Below are 19,925 nucleotides of genomic sequence, written 5' to 3'. Positions count from 1 at the left end.
GGGAGCAGGATCATGATCAGCCAGCACGAAGAGGTCGCCCGCCAACGGGTTGCCGAGCAGATCCGGGCCGCCGAATTAAGGGCCCAGCGCAACGAGTACAGAGAAACCCTGCGAGCCGAGGGTCACGGCAGTGGCCCCCGGCACGAGCTGGCCGGAGTACTGCGGAGGCTGGCCGACCGGCTCGAACCGCAGCCGCGGCACCGGCGTACCGGGCTCTCGGTCGTGCGGTGAGATCGATGACTGGTCAGGCACTTTGCAGCTTGCTGCAACGCATCGGTTTGGTAACCGCTCCGGACCGCCGGCGCTGCTAGGTTCAGGCCGTCACGCTAGGTCGAATCTTGGGGAGAACGAAACGATGGTGCTGCGTCCATTGGTCGCCGCGGCTGCCGCAGTAGTACTGCTGGCCGGCTGCAACGGCGGAGAGGACAAGAAGTCCGGGTCCGAACCGGGAGGCGGCGACAGCAGTTCGTCCGCGCCTTCCACACCGCCCACTCCGGAGGTTCCGTCCTTCGACCCGCCCAAGGCGTTCGCTGCGCAAAGCGCCGTCGCCCACAGCCGGCCCCAGACGGAGCCCTACAGCATCAAGCCCGGCAAGGCCGGCATGGTCGGCAAGACCACGCTCTACGGCAACAAGACAGCCCTCAACGGCGTCTGGATCGATGGCGGCCGGAGCTGGCAGGTGCCGGCCAAGGAGATCGAGTCCACCAGGACCACCGACTTCGCCGCACCGATGGCCGTCCAGCTGGACGGCAAAGAGGTGATCGCGACCGCGTACGTCCAGCTGGTCGAGGCAGGTGGGACGCAGAAGGCCCACGGACAGGTCAACTTCCAGTGGATCGATCCTGACGACGGCAAGGTGCTGTCCACCGTCGCCGTCGACCTCACTCCGGCGATCGGTGTCGGCAACGTCGGCGGCTCGCTGCTGAGCCAGGCGTACGACGCCGCGACCGGTCAGGTCGCGGTCGGCCTGGCCGTCAGCTCGGGTGACAACACCGCCAAGGCCAACAACGTCACGGTGTACGCGGACCCGAAGACCAAGAAGGGCGGCCTGGTCCCGGACGTCCGGGTCGCGGGTGTGCTCAACGGCACCGTCGCCGGTGCCAAGGGGGACGGACACGAGGGCGCCAAGGACCTGTCGATCGTGGTGGCCGACGGTGCCACCGGAGCGATCAAGAAGAACTTCCCAGTGCCGACGATGAACTACCTCCTCCCGATCGGCGCCGGTGGCAAGCACGCCTACCTGGAGAGCAGCAGCTACGTGTCGGGCCGCGACGGCCACTACATCAGCTCGCTCTACGTCATTGACCTCGCCGCCGGCACCATGGCCGAGACGAAACTGCCAAAGAGCGCGAAGCGCGAGGACAGCCACACCTGCTTCTCCGACCACGTCGCGTCCGTGGTCTGCAACCGCTCCACCACAGCTGCCGACGGCAAGAAGATCGACGAGATCGTGGGCTTCGACGACACGACCGGCAAGAAGACCTGGGGCTACACGTCCGCGACCGGCAGCCGGGTGGTTCCGGGGATCACCACCATCTACAACGGGTACGTGTACGGCCAGGCCGAGACGCTGCCCGCCGTACTTGACGCCAAGACCGGCGAGGACGTTCCGGTGCCGGCGCCGACTCCCGGGACCGGCTCGACCCCGACCGACAGCGGCTCGCCAACTGCTGGTGACACGCCGTCGGCCGGCGGCGGAGAGACACCGGGAGCCGGTTCGGCCGGCTGGGGTGACACGTCGCTGATCTACGGCGAGCCAAGGTCGCCGGAGATGGTCTCGAAGTACGGCAGCACCTATCTGCTGGACCCGGGTGACAAGGCGCCGATGGGCACCGAGAAGATCCTCGTCGTCCAGAAGGCGATCGGCTGAGCCTCCGTAGTACCCCACGAAGGCCCCCGGCAGAGATGCTTGCCGGGGGCCTTCGACGTACCGGGGTCAGATGTCGCTGCGGTGGAAGTTCAGGTGTGAGCGGGACGGCGTCGGGCCGCGCTGGCCTTGGTAGCGCGAGCCGTACTTCTCGGAGCCGTACGGGTGCTCGGCCGGGGACGACAGCTTGAAGAAGCAGAGCTGGCCGATCTTCATGCCCGGCCACAGCTTGATCGGCAGCGTCGCGACGTTGGACAGCTCCAGCGTCACGTGGCCGGAGAAGCCGGGATCGATGAACCCGGCGGTGGAGTGGGTGAGCAACCCGAGCCGGCCCAGCGAGGATTTACCCTCCAGCCGCGCCGCCACGTCGTCGGGCAGCGTCACCAGCTCGTAGGTGGACCCGAGCACGAACTCGCCCGGATGCAGGATGAAGGGCTCGCCGCCCTCCGGCTCGACCTGACGGGTCAGGTCGGGCTGTTCCTCGGCCGGATCGATGTGCGGGTAGCGATGGTTCTCGAACACCCGGAAAAAACGGTCCAGCCGTACGTCGACGCTCGACGGCTGCACCATCGCAGCATCGAACGGATCCAGCTGGACCCGCTTCGCGTCGAGCTCGGCCAAGATGTCACGGTCGGAGAGCAGCACGAACGCAACCTACCGCAGCGTGCTGCAACTCCGCCTCATCCAGTGCCCTGTGATGCGACCTGATCCGGAGCCCTCAGCTCCCCGGAGCGCCGTCGCGGCTACGGGCCCTCGGCAACGGCTCAGTTGGCCAGCTTGTTGAACTTGGAGACCTGACCGGCGAACGTCTTCACCTGAGCCGGCGACCAGTCCTTCAGCAGGTCCTCGATCACCTTGTGCCGCTTCTTGCGGGCCGCGGCGAGCTTGCGCTTGCCGTTCGCCGTCAGCGTCAGCAGGGTCGCCCGGGCGTCCGACTTGTCGGCGGCCCGCTTCAGCAGACCTTCTTCCTCCAGGCGCGCGCAGGCCCGGCTGACCGGACCCTTGTCCACCTCGAGTGCCGAGACCAGGTCGGCCATCCGCACCGGAGCGAGCTCCTCGACATGGTTCAGCAGCGCGTACTGCGCCGGCTCCAGGTCCGGATGCGCCTCGTCGGACAGCGCCCGCTGCAGACCACGCAGCCGGCGTGCGAGCGTGACGAGTTCCTTCTCCAGGTTTTCCAGCGCGTCGTTAGTGTCAGTTGCCACCGTTCACCCCTTCTTTTCAGTTGCCCCGCAACCATCTTGTCCGGTCCCAGTCGGGACCGCATCCTCACGTTGCGTCGAATGTTGCCCCCGGCAACGCGTTCTAATCTGCCAGAAGATCACCGGGCTAACCAGTCCTGGGCGTGCCCTTTGTGGAAAACTGCCCGATAACCCCCCGTGCAAACCGCCCGGGCGACCAGGTATGATCTCCAAGTCCGCCGGTCAGCCGGTGGGTCCGCGGGTGTAGTTCAATGGCAGAACATCAGCTTCCCAAGCTGACAGTGCGAGTTCGATTCTCGTCACCCGCTCCATTGTCTGAACATGGCAAAAGCCCAGGTCAGGGGGATGTTCCCGGACCTGGGCTTTCTGTTTGCCATGCCGTCACCGCGGGTAGCGTGCCATTGACCCGCCCATCAGCCGACTCTCACCTGGACGTCGGCCGCACCCTCGCCGCCGTCCTGATCTCTCGTGCCGTCACTCTGGTCGCGGCCTGACCTGCCATCGATGCCAGGTCGACCCTCGAACTCGCCCGGCCTGCTATTCAATTTCCGCATGGCCTTCGTTGCCTCGACAGCCTTCTTGCTTCGCGCGCCGAATGTCGAGGCCCGGAACACCACTACGGAACAGTGCTGGCATTCCGTGGTTCTTGGCCGGTGTAGAACCGGGACAGGTGCGGGCCCAGGAGTGCCGGATCAGCGATGTGCCCGGCGACTTCGATGGTGAGCCGGTGGCCGTCCGGCAGGTAATTGGCAGCCGTATCGGCAGCAGCGCCGAAGAAGTCGAACGGCAGCCCGGCTGAGTGCGGGTCGACAGTTGCGCCGGTGGTCAGCAGTACCGGCTGCGCTACCTTCGCCAATCGGTCTGCGGGTGGTGGGCCGTCGCCGAGGCAGGCGGCGTCGTACCGGAGTGTTGGTGCGAGCGCGACCAGCGCGGGCCAGACCGGGGCTGCTTCTGCGCCCGCGATGTCGTCGTCCGAGGAGCCGGCCAGTCGCATGAAAAGGCGTAGCGCCTGATCGCGGTCGCCGTCGTTCAGCGCGGCGGTGAGGTCATCGACGTAACTTCGCCAGCCCGCGAGCATCTCGTCGCCCAACAGGTAGGGCACCTCGTGAACTGCGATCCTGTCGATGGGCAACCCGGCGGCGGCTGCCTCCAGCGTGAGCGCGCCGCCGGAGGACGCACCGAACACATGTGCCCTGCCGCCGGCCACCTCGATGACTGCTGCGAGGTCCTCGAGCTCGCGTTCCACGGCGTACGGCGAGGTGTCGCCGCTGTCGCCACGGCCGCGTCGCCGGTAGTTGACCACGGCGAAGGTGTCGGCCAACCACTCACCCAGCGGAACGTTCTCGGCGCCGTCGTCGAGGCCGCCGCCGACGAGTACCAGCGCGGGTCCATCGCTACTCAGGCGGTCGTAGCCGATGGTCGTGCCATCAGCCGAGGTCACGTGCGGCATGATCGTCTCCTCAGGTAGAGTGCTCCTACTTTAGGAGTAATCAGTCCTTGATGGGAAGTGTGTGATGCGCAGCTATCGGGATTTGTGCGGCATCGCCCGTGCCCTTGACCTCGTGGGCGAGCGGTGGGCCTTGCTGGTGGTCCGCGAACTCCTGTTCGGGCCCAAGCGTTTCGCTGACCTGCATCGCGGGCTACCCGGCATGAGCCAGAACGTGCTGACGCAACGGCTGCGTGAACTGGAGGACTCCGGCGTACTCACCCGCCGGCGCGCACTCCCGCCAGGCGCCGGGCAGGTCTACGAACTGTCCGATCGTGGACGAGCGCTTGAACCAGTGCTGTTGGCGCTGGGGCAGTGGGGCAGCCCGCTGCCGCCGGTTCCGGAATCGGCGATGGAGCTGAGCCCGGACGCGCTGGTGGTCGCCCTGCGGACCACGTTCGACCCGATCGCCGCGGACGACCTGCACGGCTCCGTCCAGCTTGAGCTACCTGGTGACGCGTTCCACCTCACGGTGAACAACGGGAGGCTCAACGCCGTTCGGGGCGAGGCCGACGCCGACGCCGTACTCACCGCCGGGGTACGCACGATCCAGGACCTCGTGTTCGACGGACGCAAGCTAGACGACGCCATCCGAGCCGGCGACGCAACCGCAGCAGGCGACAAAGCCGTACTACGACGCTTCCTCAACACCTTCAACGACCACCGCCGTATCGCCAATCTGTTGCCCTAGGCAAGAAGGCGGAGGGCCGGCCGAGTGGGTACTCGGCCGGCCCTCGGGGTGGAGCTTGGGGACTACTTGGTGCCGAAGACCTGGATCTCGGTCAGGTCGGTGAACTGGCAGCCGCCGTAGCCGCCGTTCGGGCAGTTCGTGGCGAAGTCCGGGACCTGCGGGCTGAGCATCACGAACCGGACGAACTTCACGCCGGTGGTGTTGGCCGTCGGCGTCACCTCGTTGAACTGGTTGCGGTTGGCGGCGGTGAACTCGCCCTCCAGCGCGGTCGCCCAGGTGGTGCCGTCGGCCGACGTCTCGATCCGGTACTTGCCGGTCGAGGCGCTGCCCGGGTCGCCACAGGTGTTGGACGGGTCGATCGACAACTTGGTCAGGTTCACGGCGGCCGGCAGCGCGATGTCGAGGTTCTTCGGGATCATCACGTTGGTCGGGGTGCCGTTGTCGTCGCCGGTGGTGCTGCCCCAGCCGGTGCCCTGGCTGGAATCGATCGCGTAGCCGGGACCACACTGCGGCGAGAAGTCCGGTCCGGTGAAGGCCTTGATCGCGCCACCGCCGGAAGCCGCGGCCCAGTTGCGCCGCGAGGCGAAGTTGGCGGTGGTGCCACCGGCCTTGACTGCCAGGGCGTTGCCCAGCACCTCGTAGCCGGCGCCGGAGACGACGAACTTGCCGTAGGTGCCCGGCAGGACGCCGGTGATCGTGTACTTGCCGTCGGCGCCGGTCACGGCGGAGTAGTCACCCGCGTAGCCGGAGGCGTGCCCGCCGATGAAGACGAGCGCGCCGGCCACCGGAGTACCGGTGTCCTTGTCGGTCACGGTGCCGGAGATGGTCGTGGTGGCACCGGTCGGCGGGATGTGGAAGTCCTCGACCGGACGCGAGTCGCCGCCGTCGAGCGCGCCGGCGAACCAGCCCATGCCCCGGTTGGCGAAGACCTGCCACAGGATGCCGGCGTTCTTGCCGCCGGTGGCGACCAGATCGACCTGGACGATCGCGTTACGCATGTCCAGCATCGTCGGGTCGGAGGCGGACAGCTCCATCGCGCGGGTGATGAGGCTCAGCGCGTACGTACGGCCGAAGCGCTCCCTCAGGTCCCACATCGTCTGGGCCCACAGCTCACCGGAGGCGTGTACCTGGGGGGCGCCACCGATCGTCGGGAAGTCGCCGTAGGTGTAGCCGCCCTTCGAGCCGTCGAGACCGACGCAGTTGTCGCTGACGGCCTTCACGCGGCAGTCGATCGCCTGGGTGCGGAACAGTTGGCCGTGGCTGACGTACTTGCCCTCGAGCACCTCACCGGGAGCCTTGGTGTCCTTCTCCAGGCCGTGTGCCACCAGGTAGTCCATCGCGTAGAAGTCGCTCCACGCCTCACCCATCGCGCCGGCCTGGATGCTGTTCAGCGTCGAGTTGCCGGTCGCGTCGACGACCAGGCGGTTCGACAGGCCGTGGGTGTACTCGTGGTACAGGATGCTCGCGTCGTTGCTCGAGCTGCTCGGCACGTAGCCGTCCTGCTCGTCACTCGCGCCCGGTGCGTGGAACAGGTACATCTGCATGACCGGCGGGGTGCCGTCCGGCGGGGTGTTCATGTTCGCGTTGTTGACGTGGTTGCCGTCGGGGCCGCCGTCCGCGCCGGTGGCCGCGCCGTCCAGCGCGTTCAGCAGGACCGGGTCGCCACCGGCAGCGTCGAAGCTACCGGCCGCCGGGGTGAAGCTGATCGGCGGCTTGGCCAGCCAGTCGTGGAAGTTGCTGGCCAGGTAGAACCCGTTCGTGACGTCCTGGTTCATGTTCGTCTTCCAGGAGTCCGGCTTGGCCGGGTCCCAGCTGCAGACGAAGGTCGCCGCGCAGTACGAGCTGGACTGGAAGGGGACCAGCTTGTACTCCGCGGTGGTCTTGGTGCCGGGCACCTTGACCGTCTCACCCGCGTTCGGCTCGTTGTCGTCGTTGACATCCGCGTACGCCGACACCGAGGTGCCCTCGAGCAGCGTCTTGGCGTTCTTCGGCAGCCACTTGTTGTAGATCAGGTTCTCGATGCGCTGCGTGCCACCCTTGGGAGCACCCGGGTAGTTGTCCTGGACCAGCGCGTCGCCGTTGCCCTCGTTGATCAGGTCGCGGCGGTACAGCAGACCGCCGGTCTGGGCGTCGATGACGTGGCTGTAGCTCTTCGAGCCGCCGGCGTTGACGTAGGTCAGCCAGCCCTTGCGCAGCCCGTCCGCGGTGTGGAACCAGACCTGCTTGGCGGTGCCGCCGTCGCTCCACTTGGTGACCGCGCCGGACTTGGTCGCCTTGGCGGTACGGAGCTTGGCCTCGATGTCCGTGGCAGCCGCGGCCCGGGCCTCTTCGGCGGTGACGGCGGGAGCGGCCTTGCGGGCCTGTGCCTGTGAGGTGAGCCCGGCGATCGGGGCGCCTTGCAGCGAGATCAGCTGGCCGGCCTTGGTGACGTTGGCCTTCAGGCCGTTGCTGAACACCTCGATGCCGTCGACCACCTGGACCCAGGAGATGTGGTGGGTGCCGAGGTCGTCGACGTAGTCCTTGCGCAGCTTGAGGGTACCGAGGTCGGACTCGGACAGCTTGAAGACCTCGGGGTGCGCCTTGACGTAGGCCAGCGCGATCTCGGTGGCCTTCTTGGTGCTCTTGCCGGTGAGGAAGCCGTTGAGCTTGGTCACCTGCTCCGGGGTGCCGGTGTTCGGGTCGACCGACACCACACCCTGGCTGCCCAGCGAGGTACGGAACTTCTCCGATGCCTTGGTCTCCTTGCCGACCGCCTTGGCGGCGCGGGCGTAGGTCGCGCGGGCGTTCGGCGTCCGGGCGTCGAAGTTGCCCTTACGTTCCTTCGACGTGACCGACTTGGTCGCTTCGGCCGGTGCCTTGGGGTCCGGGGTGGCGCTGGTGGCTGCCACCGCTCCACCGCCGGCCGTCACAGCCAGGACAGTGGTGGCGCCCACGGCAGTGATTGCCAGGAGCCCCCGTCCCTTGCCAGAAAGTTTCACAGCAATGCTCCAGGAAGTGTTCGATGCGGATCGCCCTCCACGACCCGTCCGGGCTGACCCTAAGGCTGGCCGTCAGCTCCGGGAAGAGATTCCCGCGGATGCGAGGGTTGTCCTTCGTGCACGGCCCAGTACTGCGAGCAACGCCACAATCGTCGCGGTGAGCAACAATCCGGCCGCGAAGAGCGTCGTTCGGCCCGGGTGGACCAGGGATTCGCCGCGATCGGCCTGCCAGGTGACCAGCCAGATCAGCCCGCCGTACGCCGCCGCGGTGATCCCGACGAGCGCGGTCCGCGGGCCCTCGGGGCGCAGTACCGGGAAGCGGCGGGCGAGCAGAAGGAGGCCGAGGGCAACCAATGGGATGAGCTGCAGCGCGTGGATGCCGAGGAAGTGACCGATCCGCAGGTCGCCGCCTTCGGTACTCCAGCCGGTGATCGGCATGCCCGCCCCGCCGTCCTCGACGCCGACCGAGTGCCCGCCGAGGAAGTCCTGCCGGCCGGTCGCCTCGATCGCCTGCTCCTGGGCCGGGCTGGGACGGAACATCAGGTTGCCGAGCAGCATGCCGCCGAGCGTGGTGCCGAGGGCGAGCCGGATGCTCCAGCGCAACGCCTTGTCGCCCGGCTTGTCGAAGAGCAGCTGGATCGCGATCACCAGCACGGCGGTCCAGACGATGTAGATCGTCAGCGCCATGATGTTGTGGATCATCTCGTCGGCCGGGGTGGACTGGTTGAAGTGCAGTTGCCGGCCGCGGACGACGACCTGGCCGACGATCAGCACCATCTCCGCCGCGATCCCGGCGGCCACCACGGTGCCCATCCACCAGCCGAGCCGGCGGGCCTTGGTCTGCAGGGACAGCAGCCAGGCGAGCGTCGCGCAGTACGCCGCGAAGCTGATCGTGAACTTGAGCGGCTTCATCCAGATGGGATGGCCGAGCAACTGCCGATCGTCGATCAACGCCCCGGCGATGCCGACCAGGGCCAGCACGGTCAACGCGATCGTGACGATCATCAAGGGCCGATGCAGCCGCCGCGGCCTGCCAGGCAGAGCCGGTACTACGGGGTGAATCCCGGTCATCGTGGTCATGCATCGATCGTCGAGATTTCCCCCTCCCAGCACAGGAGCAGCAGCCCCCCACCCGATGGTGGACCTGGACCTACCCTGACCCGGAAAGAACAGATAAGAGTGCCGGCCGTCCGGCAACGCCACCGGACGGTCGGCACTCGCTTCAGAGGAGGCCGAGGGTGGCGGACTCCTGGTCGGTGAAGAGGCGGGAGCGGATCAGGAAGCGGACGCCTTCGGGGGCCTCGACGGAGAAGCCGCTGCCGCGGCCTTTGACGACGTCGACGGTCAGGTGGGTGTGCTTCCAGTACTCGTACTGGTTCCTGGACATCCAGAACGAGACCGGTTCGGCCAGCCCGTCGACGGCGAGGTCACCCAGGTGGATGTCCGCCGCGCCGGTGCGGAACTCGCCATCCGGGTAGCACATCGGGGAGCTCCCGTCGCAGCACCCGCCGGACTGGTGGAACATCAGCGGGCCGTGCAGCTCGGTGAGCCGGCGGAGCAACTCCGCCGCCTCCTCCGTGTACGAAACCCTTTCTGCCATTGGCCTCTCGATCATGACCGTTAGAAGAATCCGAGCTTGTTCGGGCTGTAGCTGATCAGCAGGTTCTTGGTCTGCTGGTAGTGGTCGAGCATCATCTTGTGGTTCTCGCGCCCGATGCCCGAGTTCTTGTACCCGCCGAAGGCCGCGTGCGCCGGGTAGGCGTGGTAGCAGTTCGTCCAGACCCGGCCCGCCTGGATCTCGCGGCCCGCCCGGTACGCCGTATTGATGTCGCGCGACCAGACCCCCGCGCCCAGCCCGTACAGGGTGTCGTTGGCGATCTTCATCGCGTCGGCATAGTCGTCGAACCTGGTCACCGAGACGACCGGACCGAAGATCTCCTCCTGGAAGATCCGCATCTTGTTGTCGCCCTCGAAGATCGTCGGCTGGATGTAGTAGCCGCCGCTCAGGGCACCACCGAGGTCGGCCTTCTCGCCGCCGGTGACCACCTTGGCGCCCTCGGCCTTGCCGATGTCGATGTAGGACAGAATCTTCTCGTACTGGTCGTTGCTCGCCTGCGCGCCCATCATCGTGTCGGTGTCCAGCGGGTCGCCCTGCTTGACCGCCTGGGTCCGCGCGGTCGCGTCGGCGAGGAACGAGTCGTAGATGCCGGCCTGGATCAACGCGCGGGACGGGCAGGTGCAGACCTCGCCCTGGTTCAGCGCGAACATCGTGAAACCCTCGAGCGCCTTGTCGTAGAAGTCGTCCCGGGCCGCCGCGACGTCGTCGAAGAAGATGTTCGGGCTCTTGCCGCCGAGCTCGAGCGTCACCGGGATGATGTTCTCCGAGGCGTACTGCATGATCAGCCGGCCGGTCGTGGTCTCACCAGTGAACGCGACCTTGGCCACTCTGTTGCTAGAGGCAAGCGGTTTGCCGGCCTCCACGCCGAACCCGTTGACGATGTTCAGGACCCCTGGCGGGATCAGGTCCGCGATCAGTTCCATCAGCACGTGGATCGAGGCCGGCGTCTGCTCGGCCGGCTTCAGTACTACGGCGTTGCCCGCCGCGAGCGCCGGAGCCAGCTTCCAGGTCGCCATCAGGATCGGGAAGTTCCACGGGATGATCTGGGCGACCACGCCGAGCGGCTCGTGGAAGTGGTAGGCGACGGTGTCGTCGTCGACCTGCGAGATCGAGCCCTCCTGGGCGCGCAGCGCCCCGGCGAAGTACCGGAAGTGGTCGACCGCCAGCGGCAGGTCGGCGGCCAGCGTCTCGCGGACCGCCTTGCCGTTGTCCCAGGTCTCGGCGACGGCGAGCAGTTCGAGGTTGTCCTCGATCCGGTCGGCGATCTTGTTGAGGATGTTGGCGCGCTCGGCCGAGGACGTCCGGCCCCAGCCCGGCGCTGCGCCGTGGGCGGCGTCCAGCGCGCGCTCGACGTCGTCGGCGGTGCCCCGCGCGATCTCGGTGAAGTTCTCGCCGGTGACCGGCGTCGGGTTCTCGAAGTAGCCGCCCTTGGCCGGCGGTACCCACTCGCCGCCGATGAAGTGGTCGTAGCGCGCTTTGTACTCGACCGGACTGCCATCCTGTCCGGGAGCCGCATAGATCGTCATTGGGTCCTCCTGCGTCAAGAGCGGTTGACAGCAAGCTAGATCCCGCGACGTTGCATCGACGTTGCATCGCGTCGCGCTCTTGTCTGCGGTGCGGGTTCCGGGTGAGGCTTGGGCGTGGACGCACCGGAGAAGGCGCGCCGGCTCAGTGAGCTGTACGACGAGGTGCTCGGTGGTGGCCGGGTGCCGGGTGTGCCGCGCCCGCTGGTCGCCGCGTCCTGGGAACGTTCGCTGGCGGCACTGGTCGACCCCGAGCTGGACGCCCCGCCGGTGGTGGTCCCGGCTGACGTGCTCGAGTCGTTGCGTGAGGATCACCCGCTGCGCGCAGTACTGCCGATCCTGCGCCAGACGCTGACGACGTTCGCGGACGAGGCGTCGCACATCATGATCGTCACCGACGCGCAGGGACTGATCCTCTGGCGCGAGGGCGCCGCCGACGTACGCCGGCAGGCCGACCGCATCGCGTTGTCCGAAGGAGCGATCTGGTCCGAGGATGCGATCGGCACCAACGGCATGGGTACTGCGCTCGCCGCCGACCAGCCCGTCCAGATCCACTCGGCCGAACACCTGGTCCGCCGGATTCATGCGTGGACCTGTGCTGCCGCGCCGGTGCACGATCCGGACACCGGCAAGCTGATCGGCGCCGTCGACGTGAGTGGTCCGCTGCGCACGATCCACCCGGCCATGATGGCGCTGGTGACCGCCGCGGCTCAGCTGGCCGAGGGGCAGCTCCGGGTCCGGATGGCCGCCGCCGACGAGCAACTCCGTGCACGCAACATGCGCCACCTCGTTGCGCTGGGCGATGCTCCCGGCGCACTGCTCACTCCGACCGGCCGGGTACTGGCCGTTCAACCGCTGGCCTGGCTTCCCGATCGCCTCGACGTCTCCGCGGGCGCCGACCGGATCGAGCTCGGCGACGGCCGCGAAGCCGTGGTCGAGCCGTTGGACGAGGGCTACCTGCTACGCATCCCAGGCCCGGTACGCCGTCGCCGCCCGTCGCTGCGGCTGAAGCTGCTGGGCTCAGGGCAGCCGTTTGCGATCGTGGGCGGGCGGGAGCTCACCTTGACGTTGCGCCGGGCAGAGGTGCTCGCGTTGCTGCTCCTGCATCCGGCTGGGCTCACGGCCGAGCAGTTGATGCTGCAGCTCTATGGCGACGAGGGGAATCCGACGACGGTCCGCGCGGAGATGCACCGGCTGCGGAATTTGCTGGGTCAAGGCGTGCTCGACACCAAGCCGTACCGGATCATCGCCGACGTGTCGGGCGACGTCACCGACGTACAGGATGCGTTGCGGATCGGTGCGCTGGCCAAGGCGATGGACCTGTACTCCGGTTCGCTGCTCGGGCGGTCGGATGCGCCGGCGCTGCGCATGGAGCGGGACGAGCTCGACGCGACGCTGCGGCGCGCAGTACTGGACTCGTCTGATCATGACCTGCTCTGGCGCTTTGCGCAGACCTCCACGGGAGCCGAGGACCTCGAGGTGTTCGAGGTTCTGGAGCGGGACCTGCCTGCCACCGACCACCGCCGCCCGGCCGTCACGGCTCGCCTGGACCGCCTGACCGGCTAGTGGCGCACAGTTTCACATCGTGGACAATGGATTTTAAGTGCAGTGAATTAGTCTAGTTTCGCCGGTGTGGCCGTCGTGGGTGACTCAGCGTCGTCGTCACGCCTTCGCGGGCGGGGCGGCGACCGAGCCGCGTTCGATCAGGGTCGGCTCGACCGTGGTCCGGCGGACGCGCCGGTTGGTGTCGACGGCGGAGGTCACCCGGCTCACCACGTCGGCGACCAGGTCGTCGAGTGGCCAGTGGAAGGTGGACAACGGCGGGCTGAGCAGCTGGGACATCGGCTGATCGTCGTACCCGAGCAGGGACAGGTCGTCGGGGACCTGGATGCCGAGCTCCTTGCAGGCGGCGTACACACCGAAGGCCATCGAGTCGGCGAGCGCCAGGATGCCGGTCGGCCGGTTGCTCGAGGTCAGCAGCTCACGCGCGACCTCGGTCGCGCCCGCCAGGTCGTGCGGGCAGGGGACGATCCGCACCTTCAGCTTCAGTCCCGACGCGACCCGCTGGGCGATCTCTTCGGCCGGCCGCTCGACCTCGAACCTGCGCGACGGGCTCAGTACTGCGACGTTGCGGTGGCCCGCGTCGGCCAGCCGGCGCAGCGCAGTACTGACTCCGGTCTCGTTGTCGAACAGCACCTCGGACTTCGCCTTCGCGGCCGGCAGTGCGTCGCCGATCGCGATCACCGGGGCCTGCTGGGCAATCGCGGCCCAGCCCTTGGCGGCCGGGTCGATCGGGATCACCACGATCGCGTCGGCGCGGTGGTCGACCAGATGCTGGGCCAGCTGGAGCTGCCGGTCGGCGTCGCCGGCGGAGTCGATGATCCAGGCGTTGCGGTCCGGGGCGAGCAGTTCGCGGCCGAGTGCGGCGGCCAGGCGTTGCTGCCACAGGTCTTCGAGAGAGGCGCACAGGACGCCGACCGAACCGCTCCGGCCGGACGCGAGCGCGCGGGCCACGGGGTCGGCCTGGTAGCCGAGGCGCTCGGCGGCTTCCTGGACTCGCGCCTGTGTTTCCGGCGTTCCTTGCAGACCTCGCAACGCGTAGGAGACGGCCGCCATCGAAAGGCCGGTCTCGGCCGCGATGTCCTTGAGGGTCGGCCTGCGGCCGGTTCCAGACATGGGATCGACCCTAGGGCACGGGTGGGACAAAAAGTCGCCCTTGGGGCTTTTCGCTGAGATGCCGCTTGACAAAGAGATCTTTGAAGCGCTTCACTACAGGTGTCTTGAAGCGCTTCAAAGATCGGCTGGCGGAGGAGGGAAGCTCGTGATCGACGTACATCAGCACCTCTGGCCAGCCGAATTCGTCGACCGCCTCCGGGCTCGCACCGAGCCGCCGTACCTGACTGGCTGGACCCTGCACACGACCGGCGAAGCGCCGTACGACGTGGACCCGGCGGCGCACGCCGTCGACAAGCGCGTCGCCCAGGAGCTCGACGAAGGGACTTCGCTGGTCGGTCTGTCGCTGTCGAGCCCGCTCGGGATCGAGCACCTCGGCGATCTCGCTCTTCTGGATGCGTGGCACGCCGGTACTGCGTCATTGCCTGCTCCCTTCGAAGCTTGGGCCAGCGTCAACCTGCTGGAGCCGGATCTCGATGGGCTGGAAAGCCTGCTGTCACAGGGATTCCTGGGATTGCAGCTGCCTGCCCAAGTGATCGGTACTCCGGCCGGCTGGGCCGCCGTCGGCTCGCTGCTGGCACTCGCGGAGCGGTTGAACAGGCCGATCCTGGTCCATCCCGGGACGCCTGCGCCGCCTAGTGAAGAGCTGCCCGGGTGGTGGCCGCCAGTGGTCGACTACACGCTCCAGCTGCAGGCCGCATGGTGGGCCTGGCACGCATTCGGCGGCCGTACGACGTACCCGCGGCTGCGGCTCTGTTTCGTCGCGGCGGCCGGCCTGGCCCCCGTGCACCACGAGCGGCTGACCGCCCGCGGCGGCCGCCTCGGCACCATCGACCCCAACCTGTACGTCGACACCTCGAGCTACGGCCCGCAGGGCATCGACGCGGTCGCCCGGGTCCTCGGCATCGACCAGCTCGTGCACGGCACCGACCGGCCGTACGCCGGGACCGTCGACCTCCGGCAAGGCGACGCCGCGACCGCGGTGATCCGCCACGACAACCCGCACCGGCTCCTGTTCGGACCGGTGCCACCTCCTGAGAGGGGAGTGCAGTGACTGCTCAGCCCGTTTCCGACGCACCCGTCGTACCCGCGCGCCAGGCCAGCCGGCTCGTGGAGCTCAACAACTGTCGGTCGCTCGACAACCTTCCGGGACGTGATCTCACCCCCACCGAACTGGCCGAGCTCGCCGGCAGCCTCGCCGCCCAGCCGCACCTGTGGGACGACAAGGTCGCCTACAGCGACGACGAACGCGTCTTCGCCTCCCTGCACCGCGACGCCAACGTCGACATCTGGCTGATCTGCTGGACCCCGGTCAACGACACCGGCTGGCACGACCACGACGTCTCCTCAGGCGCCGTAGCAGTCGCCCGCGGCAAACTGGTCGAACACAACCTGGCGATCGGCACGGAATCGATCGAGACAGAGATCGAGGCCGGCGACGTCTACGGCTTCGGCCCCGAACACATCCACCGCGTCGTAGGCCTGGACAAGGGCAGCGTCACCATCCACGCCTACAGCCCACCGCTGTGGCGAATGGGCCAGTACTCCGTCAAAGACGGCGTCCTAAGCCGAGTCTCCGTCTCCTACGCCGACGAACTCCGCCCCCTGGACTGACCACACCACCTCTCGGTCGTGTGGTCAGCGCTGCAGGGCGGCCACTGGCGGGGTTGGGGAGGATTTTCTCTGGACTCGCGGAGGACTTTGCCCCCTGTTCGGGACATTTCCCTCCGCAACCTGGGGCTTGGGTGCCTGGGCTGTGTGGGGTTGGCGGTACTTCGGAGGGGTTCGCTTCTCGTTGTGGGGTTAGCCCACTGCTCTGCCAGGGGGTGATGCCTGTCGGGCGGGGCGGAGTACACCGAATGGTCGCTGGAAGGCGGCGGCCAGTCGGGGCAGGCTGGTTGCTGGGCACGCCGTCTCGGCTGGGCTGGTTGTCCCGACCGACAGGACATAGTCCTCGTATTGGGGCCGGTTGCCGCTGCCGTAAGCGTGGTGCCCGGTCGAACGGCCGACTATGTCCTGTCGGTCGGGACAGCACACAAACCTTAACTGGCTTTGGCGTTGGGTAGCTGTTGGGTGGCAAGCCGGTGCGCAAGGCGGCTGAGGCGGCCGACTTGGGTACCGGGTGGGCGTAGTAGGCGGGCGGGGGCGCCGACAGCTTCGACGGCTGGAAGGTCTTGTTTGTAAGGGGATTCGCGCACGGCCGGAATCGGTCAAGTTGTGCCCAGGCGGGTCGAGGCTGTGGGTAGAGGGAGGTGGTGGGCAGCTGCCCCAGGTTGCCCTTGGTTGCCCCGCGATCTGGCCTGTGGCTGGGGTGTCGGGATCAGCAGACTCGGCTGGTATGACGGTTCAGGTTGATGTTGAGACTCACTACACCTCTCTGCATGACGAGGAGGTTCGGCTCAGTTCGACTTTGCGCGGGCGGTTCGAGCTGGCGCGGATGCAGGACCTGCTGGGCAGGTACTTGCCGGAGGCCCCTGCTGACGTGGCGGACATCGGTGGCGGGCCGGGGATTCACGCGCGCTGGTTGAAGGAACGCGGCTACGCGGTCGAGTTGCTGGATCCAGTCGAGCGGCATGTGCAGCAGGCGACGGCGGCCGGGATCAGCGCAGTACAAGGAGATGCGCGGCGGTTGCCGTGGGACAACGACTACTTCGACGCGGCGCTGCTGGCCGGGCCGATCTATCACCTCACCGAGGCGTCGGATCGGCGGCTGGCGTTGCGGGAGGCCATCCGGGTGGTGCGGCCGGGTGGGTTCATCGCGGTGGTGGCGATCAATCGGGCGGCCAATCTGATCGGGTCGACGCTGGCCAACACGTTGCTGGGACGGCAGCGGGTGGTGTCGGACATTCTCGAGACCGGGTTCAGTGCGGACAACGAGCGGATGGCGGAGACGACCTACCACACCACCCATCAGTTGCGGACCGAGCTGACCAACGTCGGACTGCGATCCGTGACGCTGCACGGGCTGACCGGGCCGGGTGGTTGGCTGACGGTCGCGATCGATCGGCACTTCCACGAGATCGAGTTGCCGGACACACTCAGCGAGCCGGATCCGATGGAGACGGCGCTGGAATGTTCGCGGCTTGCTGATCGGCACCCGGAGCTGGTTCCGTCGAGCTCGCTGCTGTTCGCGGTCGGTCAGTGTGTTTGAGCGGCGTCGCCGGCGCCAGGTCTACGAGGAAGCCATCCGGTACGCCGCCAACGGCTGGCCGGTCGCGCCGCTCGCAGTACCGAATCGCGGAGTCTGCCCGTGTGGCAAGGGATGTGTGGACCCGCATCTCGTGGGTGAGGTGGTCCGCGACGGCTACCGCGCAGCCGAGGTCTGGGCCGACCTAGGCCGTACTGCGGACAGCCGGGAGCTGGCGACTGGCCGGGGCACCCGGAAGGCGGCAGCGGGCGGCGCGAGCGGGTTGGGGATCGCGTTGATGGCGGAGTGGTTTGACGTGATGGAGTTGCCGCCGGAGTACGGGGCGCTCTTGAATCATCAGCTGAAGGCGACCTGTCCAACCGCGATGGCGCCGGCCCGGCGGCGTTGGTGGTTCTTCGTCAACCGCGGATCGGTTCCGCGCGAGCAGGTGCTGGCCGCGGGCGGCGTACTGCGTTCTGGGGAAGGCGATTGGGTGCCGGCGCCGGGGACGTGGCTGGAGGAGACCGGGCGGATCCGGTGGCTCGTGCAGCCTTATCTGACCGGGTGGCAGCCGTATCAACGCCGGGATCCGATCGATCAGATATTTCTCTGACTATAGTCAGAGAATGGGGATAGGAGATGTCAGAAGATTCAACCGGACGGTGACCCAGCGGATCGGCGCGCTCAGTGACAGCTACATGGCGCGCGACCGGCCGCTCGGGCAGGCGAGGGTGCTGTGGGAGATCGGGCCGGACGGCTGCGACGTGCGGTTGCTGCGGAGCAGGCTCGATCTCGACTCCGGGTATCTGAGCCGACTGCTGAGGACACTCGAAGGCGACGGCCTGGTGGAGGTCGAGCAGAGCGGTGACGACGGCCGGGTGCGCACGGCTCGTCTCACCGCCCGGGGCCTGGCGGAACGGGCCGTCCTGGACCGCCGCTCCGACGACCTCGCCGCGTCGATTCTCGAACCGCTCAGCGAGCGGCAACGCGCCCGGCTCATCGCCGCGATGGGTGAGGTCGAACGCCTGCTGATCGCGTCGACAGTCGACGTCAGCATCGCCGATCCGCGGCACCAGGACGCACAGTTCTGCGTGCAGTCGTACTTCGACGAGCTGGCCGAACGCTTCGACGGCGGCTTCGAACACGCTCGCAGCATCTCGGCCGGCGTGGACGAGCTGACGCCACCCACCGGACTGCTCCTCCTCGCGACACTGCATTCGGAGCCGGTCGGCTGTGGCGCGCTCAAGTTCCACGACGACGCACCGGCCGAGGTCAAGCGCATGTGGGTGTCCCGCGACGTCCGCGGCCTCGGGCTCGGCCGCCGCCTGCTTACGGAGCTGGAGAAACATGCCGCCGCCAACGGCTCCGCAGTACTGCGCCTGGAGACCAACCGCAATCTCACCGAGGCCATCGCCCTGTACCGAGCCGCGGGCTACGCCGAAGTACCGGCTTTCAACGACGAGCCCTACGCCCACCACTGGTTCGAGAAGCAGCTGAAGAGCTGAGGATCCCCCTTGCATCCTCAGCTCTATCGCTACTACTTGCGCAGTACGCCGAGCAGCCCGTGGCTCTCGTCATCGATGCCGGCAGAGAACCAGATGGCGTCGGTACCGCCCGTTGTGGCCGTACCGCTGGTCAGCGCCCACAGCCCGGGGATGACCACCGTGCGGCCGGTCGCCGCGTCGCGGAGCTGGCTGGCGACCTTGTGCTGGAAGCGGCCGTGGTTCTTGGCCTCGACCACGTTGACCCTGCCGTCGCCGAAGTTGCCGACGAGCAGCGCACCGGCCTGCTTACCCCACGAAGCAGGCGCTAGCGCGAGACCCCAAGGCGCGTTCAACGTGTCCCGGGAGACGATCCGGTCGACCAGCTTGCCGTCCACCGTGTACTCGTCGACGAAGCCCAGCCCGCGACCGCTGACGCTGCGGCCAGTCTGCGGGTCGACCTTCGCGTAGGCGACGAAGATGCGGCCGCTCAGCGTCTGCACGTTGAACGGGCTGTACCCCTTCGGCAGGCGCGCGTCCCGGAAGGCCCATGCCGGCTGTTCGACCTTCGCGAAAGCCGAGTCGAAGACGTCGATTCGCCCCTGCGCGAAGTTGGCGGCGTACAGCTGGTCGCCCGTCGCCGCGGTCGCGATGGCCAGGCCGGTGTAGACCGCGCCGGGCACGGTCGCCTTGAGCTGGGCGGCGCCGATCAGCGGCGTCGCGGGCGGTCCCCAGGCGGCGATCTGGCCGGTCAGGGTGGAGAAGATGAAGCGGGCCGGCGTGCTGGCGGTGGCGTTGGTGAGCACGAAGCCGGTACCGGTGTTCGCGACCTGGCCGGTCGGGGCCGGGACGGTGACGCGCACGGTCGGCACCTTGGTCGCGGTCGTCGCGCCCGGGGCCGAGGAGTACAGCGTCGACGAGGAGGTCCCCTGGTTGGAGACCCAGAGCGGAGAGGTCGCGCCGAGGGCGAGGCCCCACGGGTTGACCAGGTCGGGATCGAGCAGCGCCGCCTTGCCCGGTACGTCCGAGACCAGGTTCACCTGGTGTACGGCGAGGCTGTCGCGCGAGTCGGGACCGTAGGACTGGTGTGCGCTGGCGATGCTGGGGGCGACCAGTGCCAGTCCGCCGACGAGAGCGGTGGCGGCGGTGAGTGGGCGTCCCTTGAAGCGAAGCGACATGACACTTCCCTATCGATTGAGGAGGCGAACACTGTCCATACGGCCGAATCGGCTGGCCGGTTCAGCCGTTCGCGCGATAGACATGGGCAAACCGCGAACGT

At 67.8% G+C, this 19,925-nt stretch carries 18 protein-coding genes and 1 tRNA gene; 10 read left to right on the top strand and 9 right to left on the bottom strand.

Annotated features, from left to right (window positions below):
• Positions 1-12: 12 nt before the first annotated feature.
• Complete coding sequence (locus tag A3ES_RS0122495) at positions 13-231, top strand: hypothetical protein (protein ID WP_020389099.1); 219 nt, start codon at positions 13-15, stop codon at positions 229-231.
• Between the two features lie 124 nt (positions 232-355).
• Positions 356-1,870, top strand: a complete 1,515-nt coding sequence (locus A3ES_RS0122490) for a hypothetical protein (RefSeq protein WP_020389098.1) — start codon at positions 356-358, stop codon at positions 1,868-1,870.
• 66 nt (positions 1,871-1,936) lie between these two features.
• Here A3ES_RS0122490 and dcd read toward each other — a convergent pair whose 3' ends face one another.
• Both dcd and A3ES_RS0122480 read right to left on the bottom strand, forming a co-directional pair.
• The gene (gene dcd / locus A3ES_RS0122485; protein WP_020389097.1) at positions 1,937-2,512 is read right to left on the bottom strand and encodes a dCTP deaminase; all 576 of its coding nucleotides are present in this window, start codon (positions 2,510-2,512) and stop codon (positions 1,937-1,939) included.
• 119 nt (positions 2,513-2,631) lie between these two features.
• Positions 2,632-3,072 (bottom strand): MarR family winged helix-turn-helix transcriptional regulator, encoded by a 441-nt coding sequence (locus tag A3ES_RS0122480; protein WP_020389096.1) that lies wholly within the window; start codon positions 3,070-3,072, stop codon positions 2,632-2,634.
• A gap of 234 nt (positions 3,073-3,306) precedes the next feature.
• On the opposite strand from A3ES_RS0122480, the gene A3ES_RS0122475 reads away from it, so the two are divergent.
• Positions 3,307-3,380, top strand: a tRNA-Gly gene (locus tag A3ES_RS0122475).
• A gap of 305 nt (positions 3,381-3,685) precedes the next feature.
• On the opposite strand, the gene A3ES_RS0122465 is transcribed toward A3ES_RS0122475, so the two are convergent.
• Positions 3,686-4,519, bottom strand: coding sequence for an alpha/beta fold hydrolase (locus tag A3ES_RS0122465; RefSeq protein WP_020389094.1), 834 nt, complete (start codon positions 4,517-4,519; stop codon positions 3,686-3,688).
• A gap of 64 nt (positions 4,520-4,583) precedes the next feature.
• On the opposite strand from A3ES_RS0122465, the gene A3ES_RS0122460 reads away from it, so the two are divergent.
• Complete coding sequence (locus A3ES_RS0122460; RefSeq protein WP_020389093.1) at positions 4,584-5,246, top strand: winged helix-turn-helix transcriptional regulator; 663 nt, start codon at positions 4,584-4,586, stop codon at positions 5,244-5,246.
• Between the two features lie 62 nt (positions 5,247-5,308).
• Here A3ES_RS0122460 and A3ES_RS0122455 read toward each other — a convergent pair whose 3' ends face one another.
• From A3ES_RS0122455 to adh, 4 genes are all read right to left on the bottom strand, one after another.
• The gene (locus A3ES_RS0122455) at positions 5,309-8,179 is read right to left on the bottom strand and encodes a M36 family metallopeptidase (RefSeq protein ID WP_237745027.1); all 2,871 of its coding nucleotides are present in this window, start codon (positions 8,177-8,179) and stop codon (positions 5,309-5,311) included.
• Positions 8,180-8,296: 117 nt separating this feature from the next.
• Positions 8,297-9,304 (bottom strand): hypothetical protein, encoded by a 1,008-nt coding sequence (locus A3ES_RS0122450; protein WP_020389091.1) that lies wholly within the window; start codon positions 9,302-9,304, stop codon positions 8,297-8,299.
• Between the two features lie 142 nt (positions 9,305-9,446).
• Entirely contained in the window at positions 9,447-9,824 is a 378-nt protein-coding gene (locus tag A3ES_RS0122445; protein ID WP_020389090.1) for a DUF779 domain-containing protein, read from the bottom strand.
• Between the two features lie 20 nt (positions 9,825-9,844).
• On the bottom strand, positions 9,845-11,368 hold the full coding sequence (gene adh / locus A3ES_RS0122440; RefSeq protein ID WP_020389089.1) for an aldehyde dehydrogenase: 1,524 nt from the start codon (positions 11,366-11,368) through the stop codon (positions 9,845-9,847).
• A 114-nt stretch (positions 11,369-11,482) separates the two neighbouring features.
• On the opposite strand from adh, the gene A3ES_RS0122435 reads away from it, so the two are divergent.
• Entirely contained in the window at positions 11,483-12,931 is a 1,449-nt protein-coding gene (locus A3ES_RS0122435) for a GAF domain-containing protein (protein WP_020389088.1), read from the top strand.
• Positions 12,932-13,027: 96 nt separating this feature from the next.
• On the opposite strand, the gene A3ES_RS0122430 is transcribed toward A3ES_RS0122435, so the two are convergent.
• Positions 13,028-14,041, bottom strand: coding sequence for a LacI family DNA-binding transcriptional regulator (locus A3ES_RS0122430; RefSeq protein ID WP_020389087.1), 1,014 nt, complete (start codon positions 14,039-14,041; stop codon positions 13,028-13,030).
• Positions 14,042-14,186: 145 nt separating this feature from the next.
• On the opposite strand from A3ES_RS0122430, the gene A3ES_RS0122425 reads away from it, so the two are divergent.
• The 5 genes from A3ES_RS0122425 to A3ES_RS0122405 all read left to right on the top strand — a co-directional run bounded on the left by A3ES_RS0122425 (position 14,187) and on the right by A3ES_RS0122405 (position 18,670).
• On the top strand, positions 14,187-15,092 hold the full coding sequence (locus A3ES_RS0122425) for an amidohydrolase family protein (protein WP_020389086.1): 906 nt from the start codon (positions 14,187-14,189) through the stop codon (positions 15,090-15,092).
• Positions 15,089-15,652 (top strand): cysteine dioxygenase, encoded by a 564-nt coding sequence (locus tag A3ES_RS0122420; protein ID WP_020389085.1) that lies wholly within the window; start codon positions 15,089-15,091, stop codon positions 15,650-15,652. Before A3ES_RS0122425 ends, A3ES_RS0122420 begins: the two co-directional genes overlap by 4 nt.
• A 724-nt stretch (positions 15,653-16,376) precedes the next feature.
• A complete protein-coding gene (locus tag A3ES_RS0122415) occupies positions 16,377-17,189 on the top strand; it encodes a class I SAM-dependent methyltransferase (RefSeq protein ID WP_020389084.1) in 813 nt (270 codons plus the stop codon).
• Positions 17,182-17,778, top strand: a complete 597-nt coding sequence (locus A3ES_RS0122410; RefSeq protein WP_020389083.1) for a hypothetical protein — start codon at positions 17,182-17,184, stop codon at positions 17,776-17,778. The genes A3ES_RS0122415 and A3ES_RS0122410 overlap by 8 nt, the downstream gene beginning before the upstream one ends.
• A 13-nt stretch (positions 17,779-17,791) precedes the next feature.
• Positions 17,792-18,670 (top strand): MarR family winged helix-turn-helix transcriptional regulator, encoded by an 879-nt coding sequence (locus tag A3ES_RS0122405; protein WP_040455259.1) that lies wholly within the window; start codon positions 17,792-17,794, stop codon positions 18,668-18,670.
• A gap of 32 nt (positions 18,671-18,702) precedes the next feature.
• On the opposite strand, the gene A3ES_RS0122400 is transcribed toward A3ES_RS0122405, so the two are convergent.
• Entirely contained in the window at positions 18,703-19,824 is a 1,122-nt protein-coding gene (locus tag A3ES_RS0122400; RefSeq protein WP_020389081.1) for a TIGR03118 family protein, read from the bottom strand.
• Positions 19,825-19,925 lie beyond the last annotated feature (101 nt).

The organism is Kribbella catacumbae DSM 19601, from assembly GCF_000372465.1.
GTDB lineage: Bacteria > Actinomycetota > Actinomycetes > Propionibacteriales > Kribbellaceae > Kribbella > Kribbella catacumbae.
This window is presented reverse-complemented; position numbering and strand designations above follow the sequence as displayed.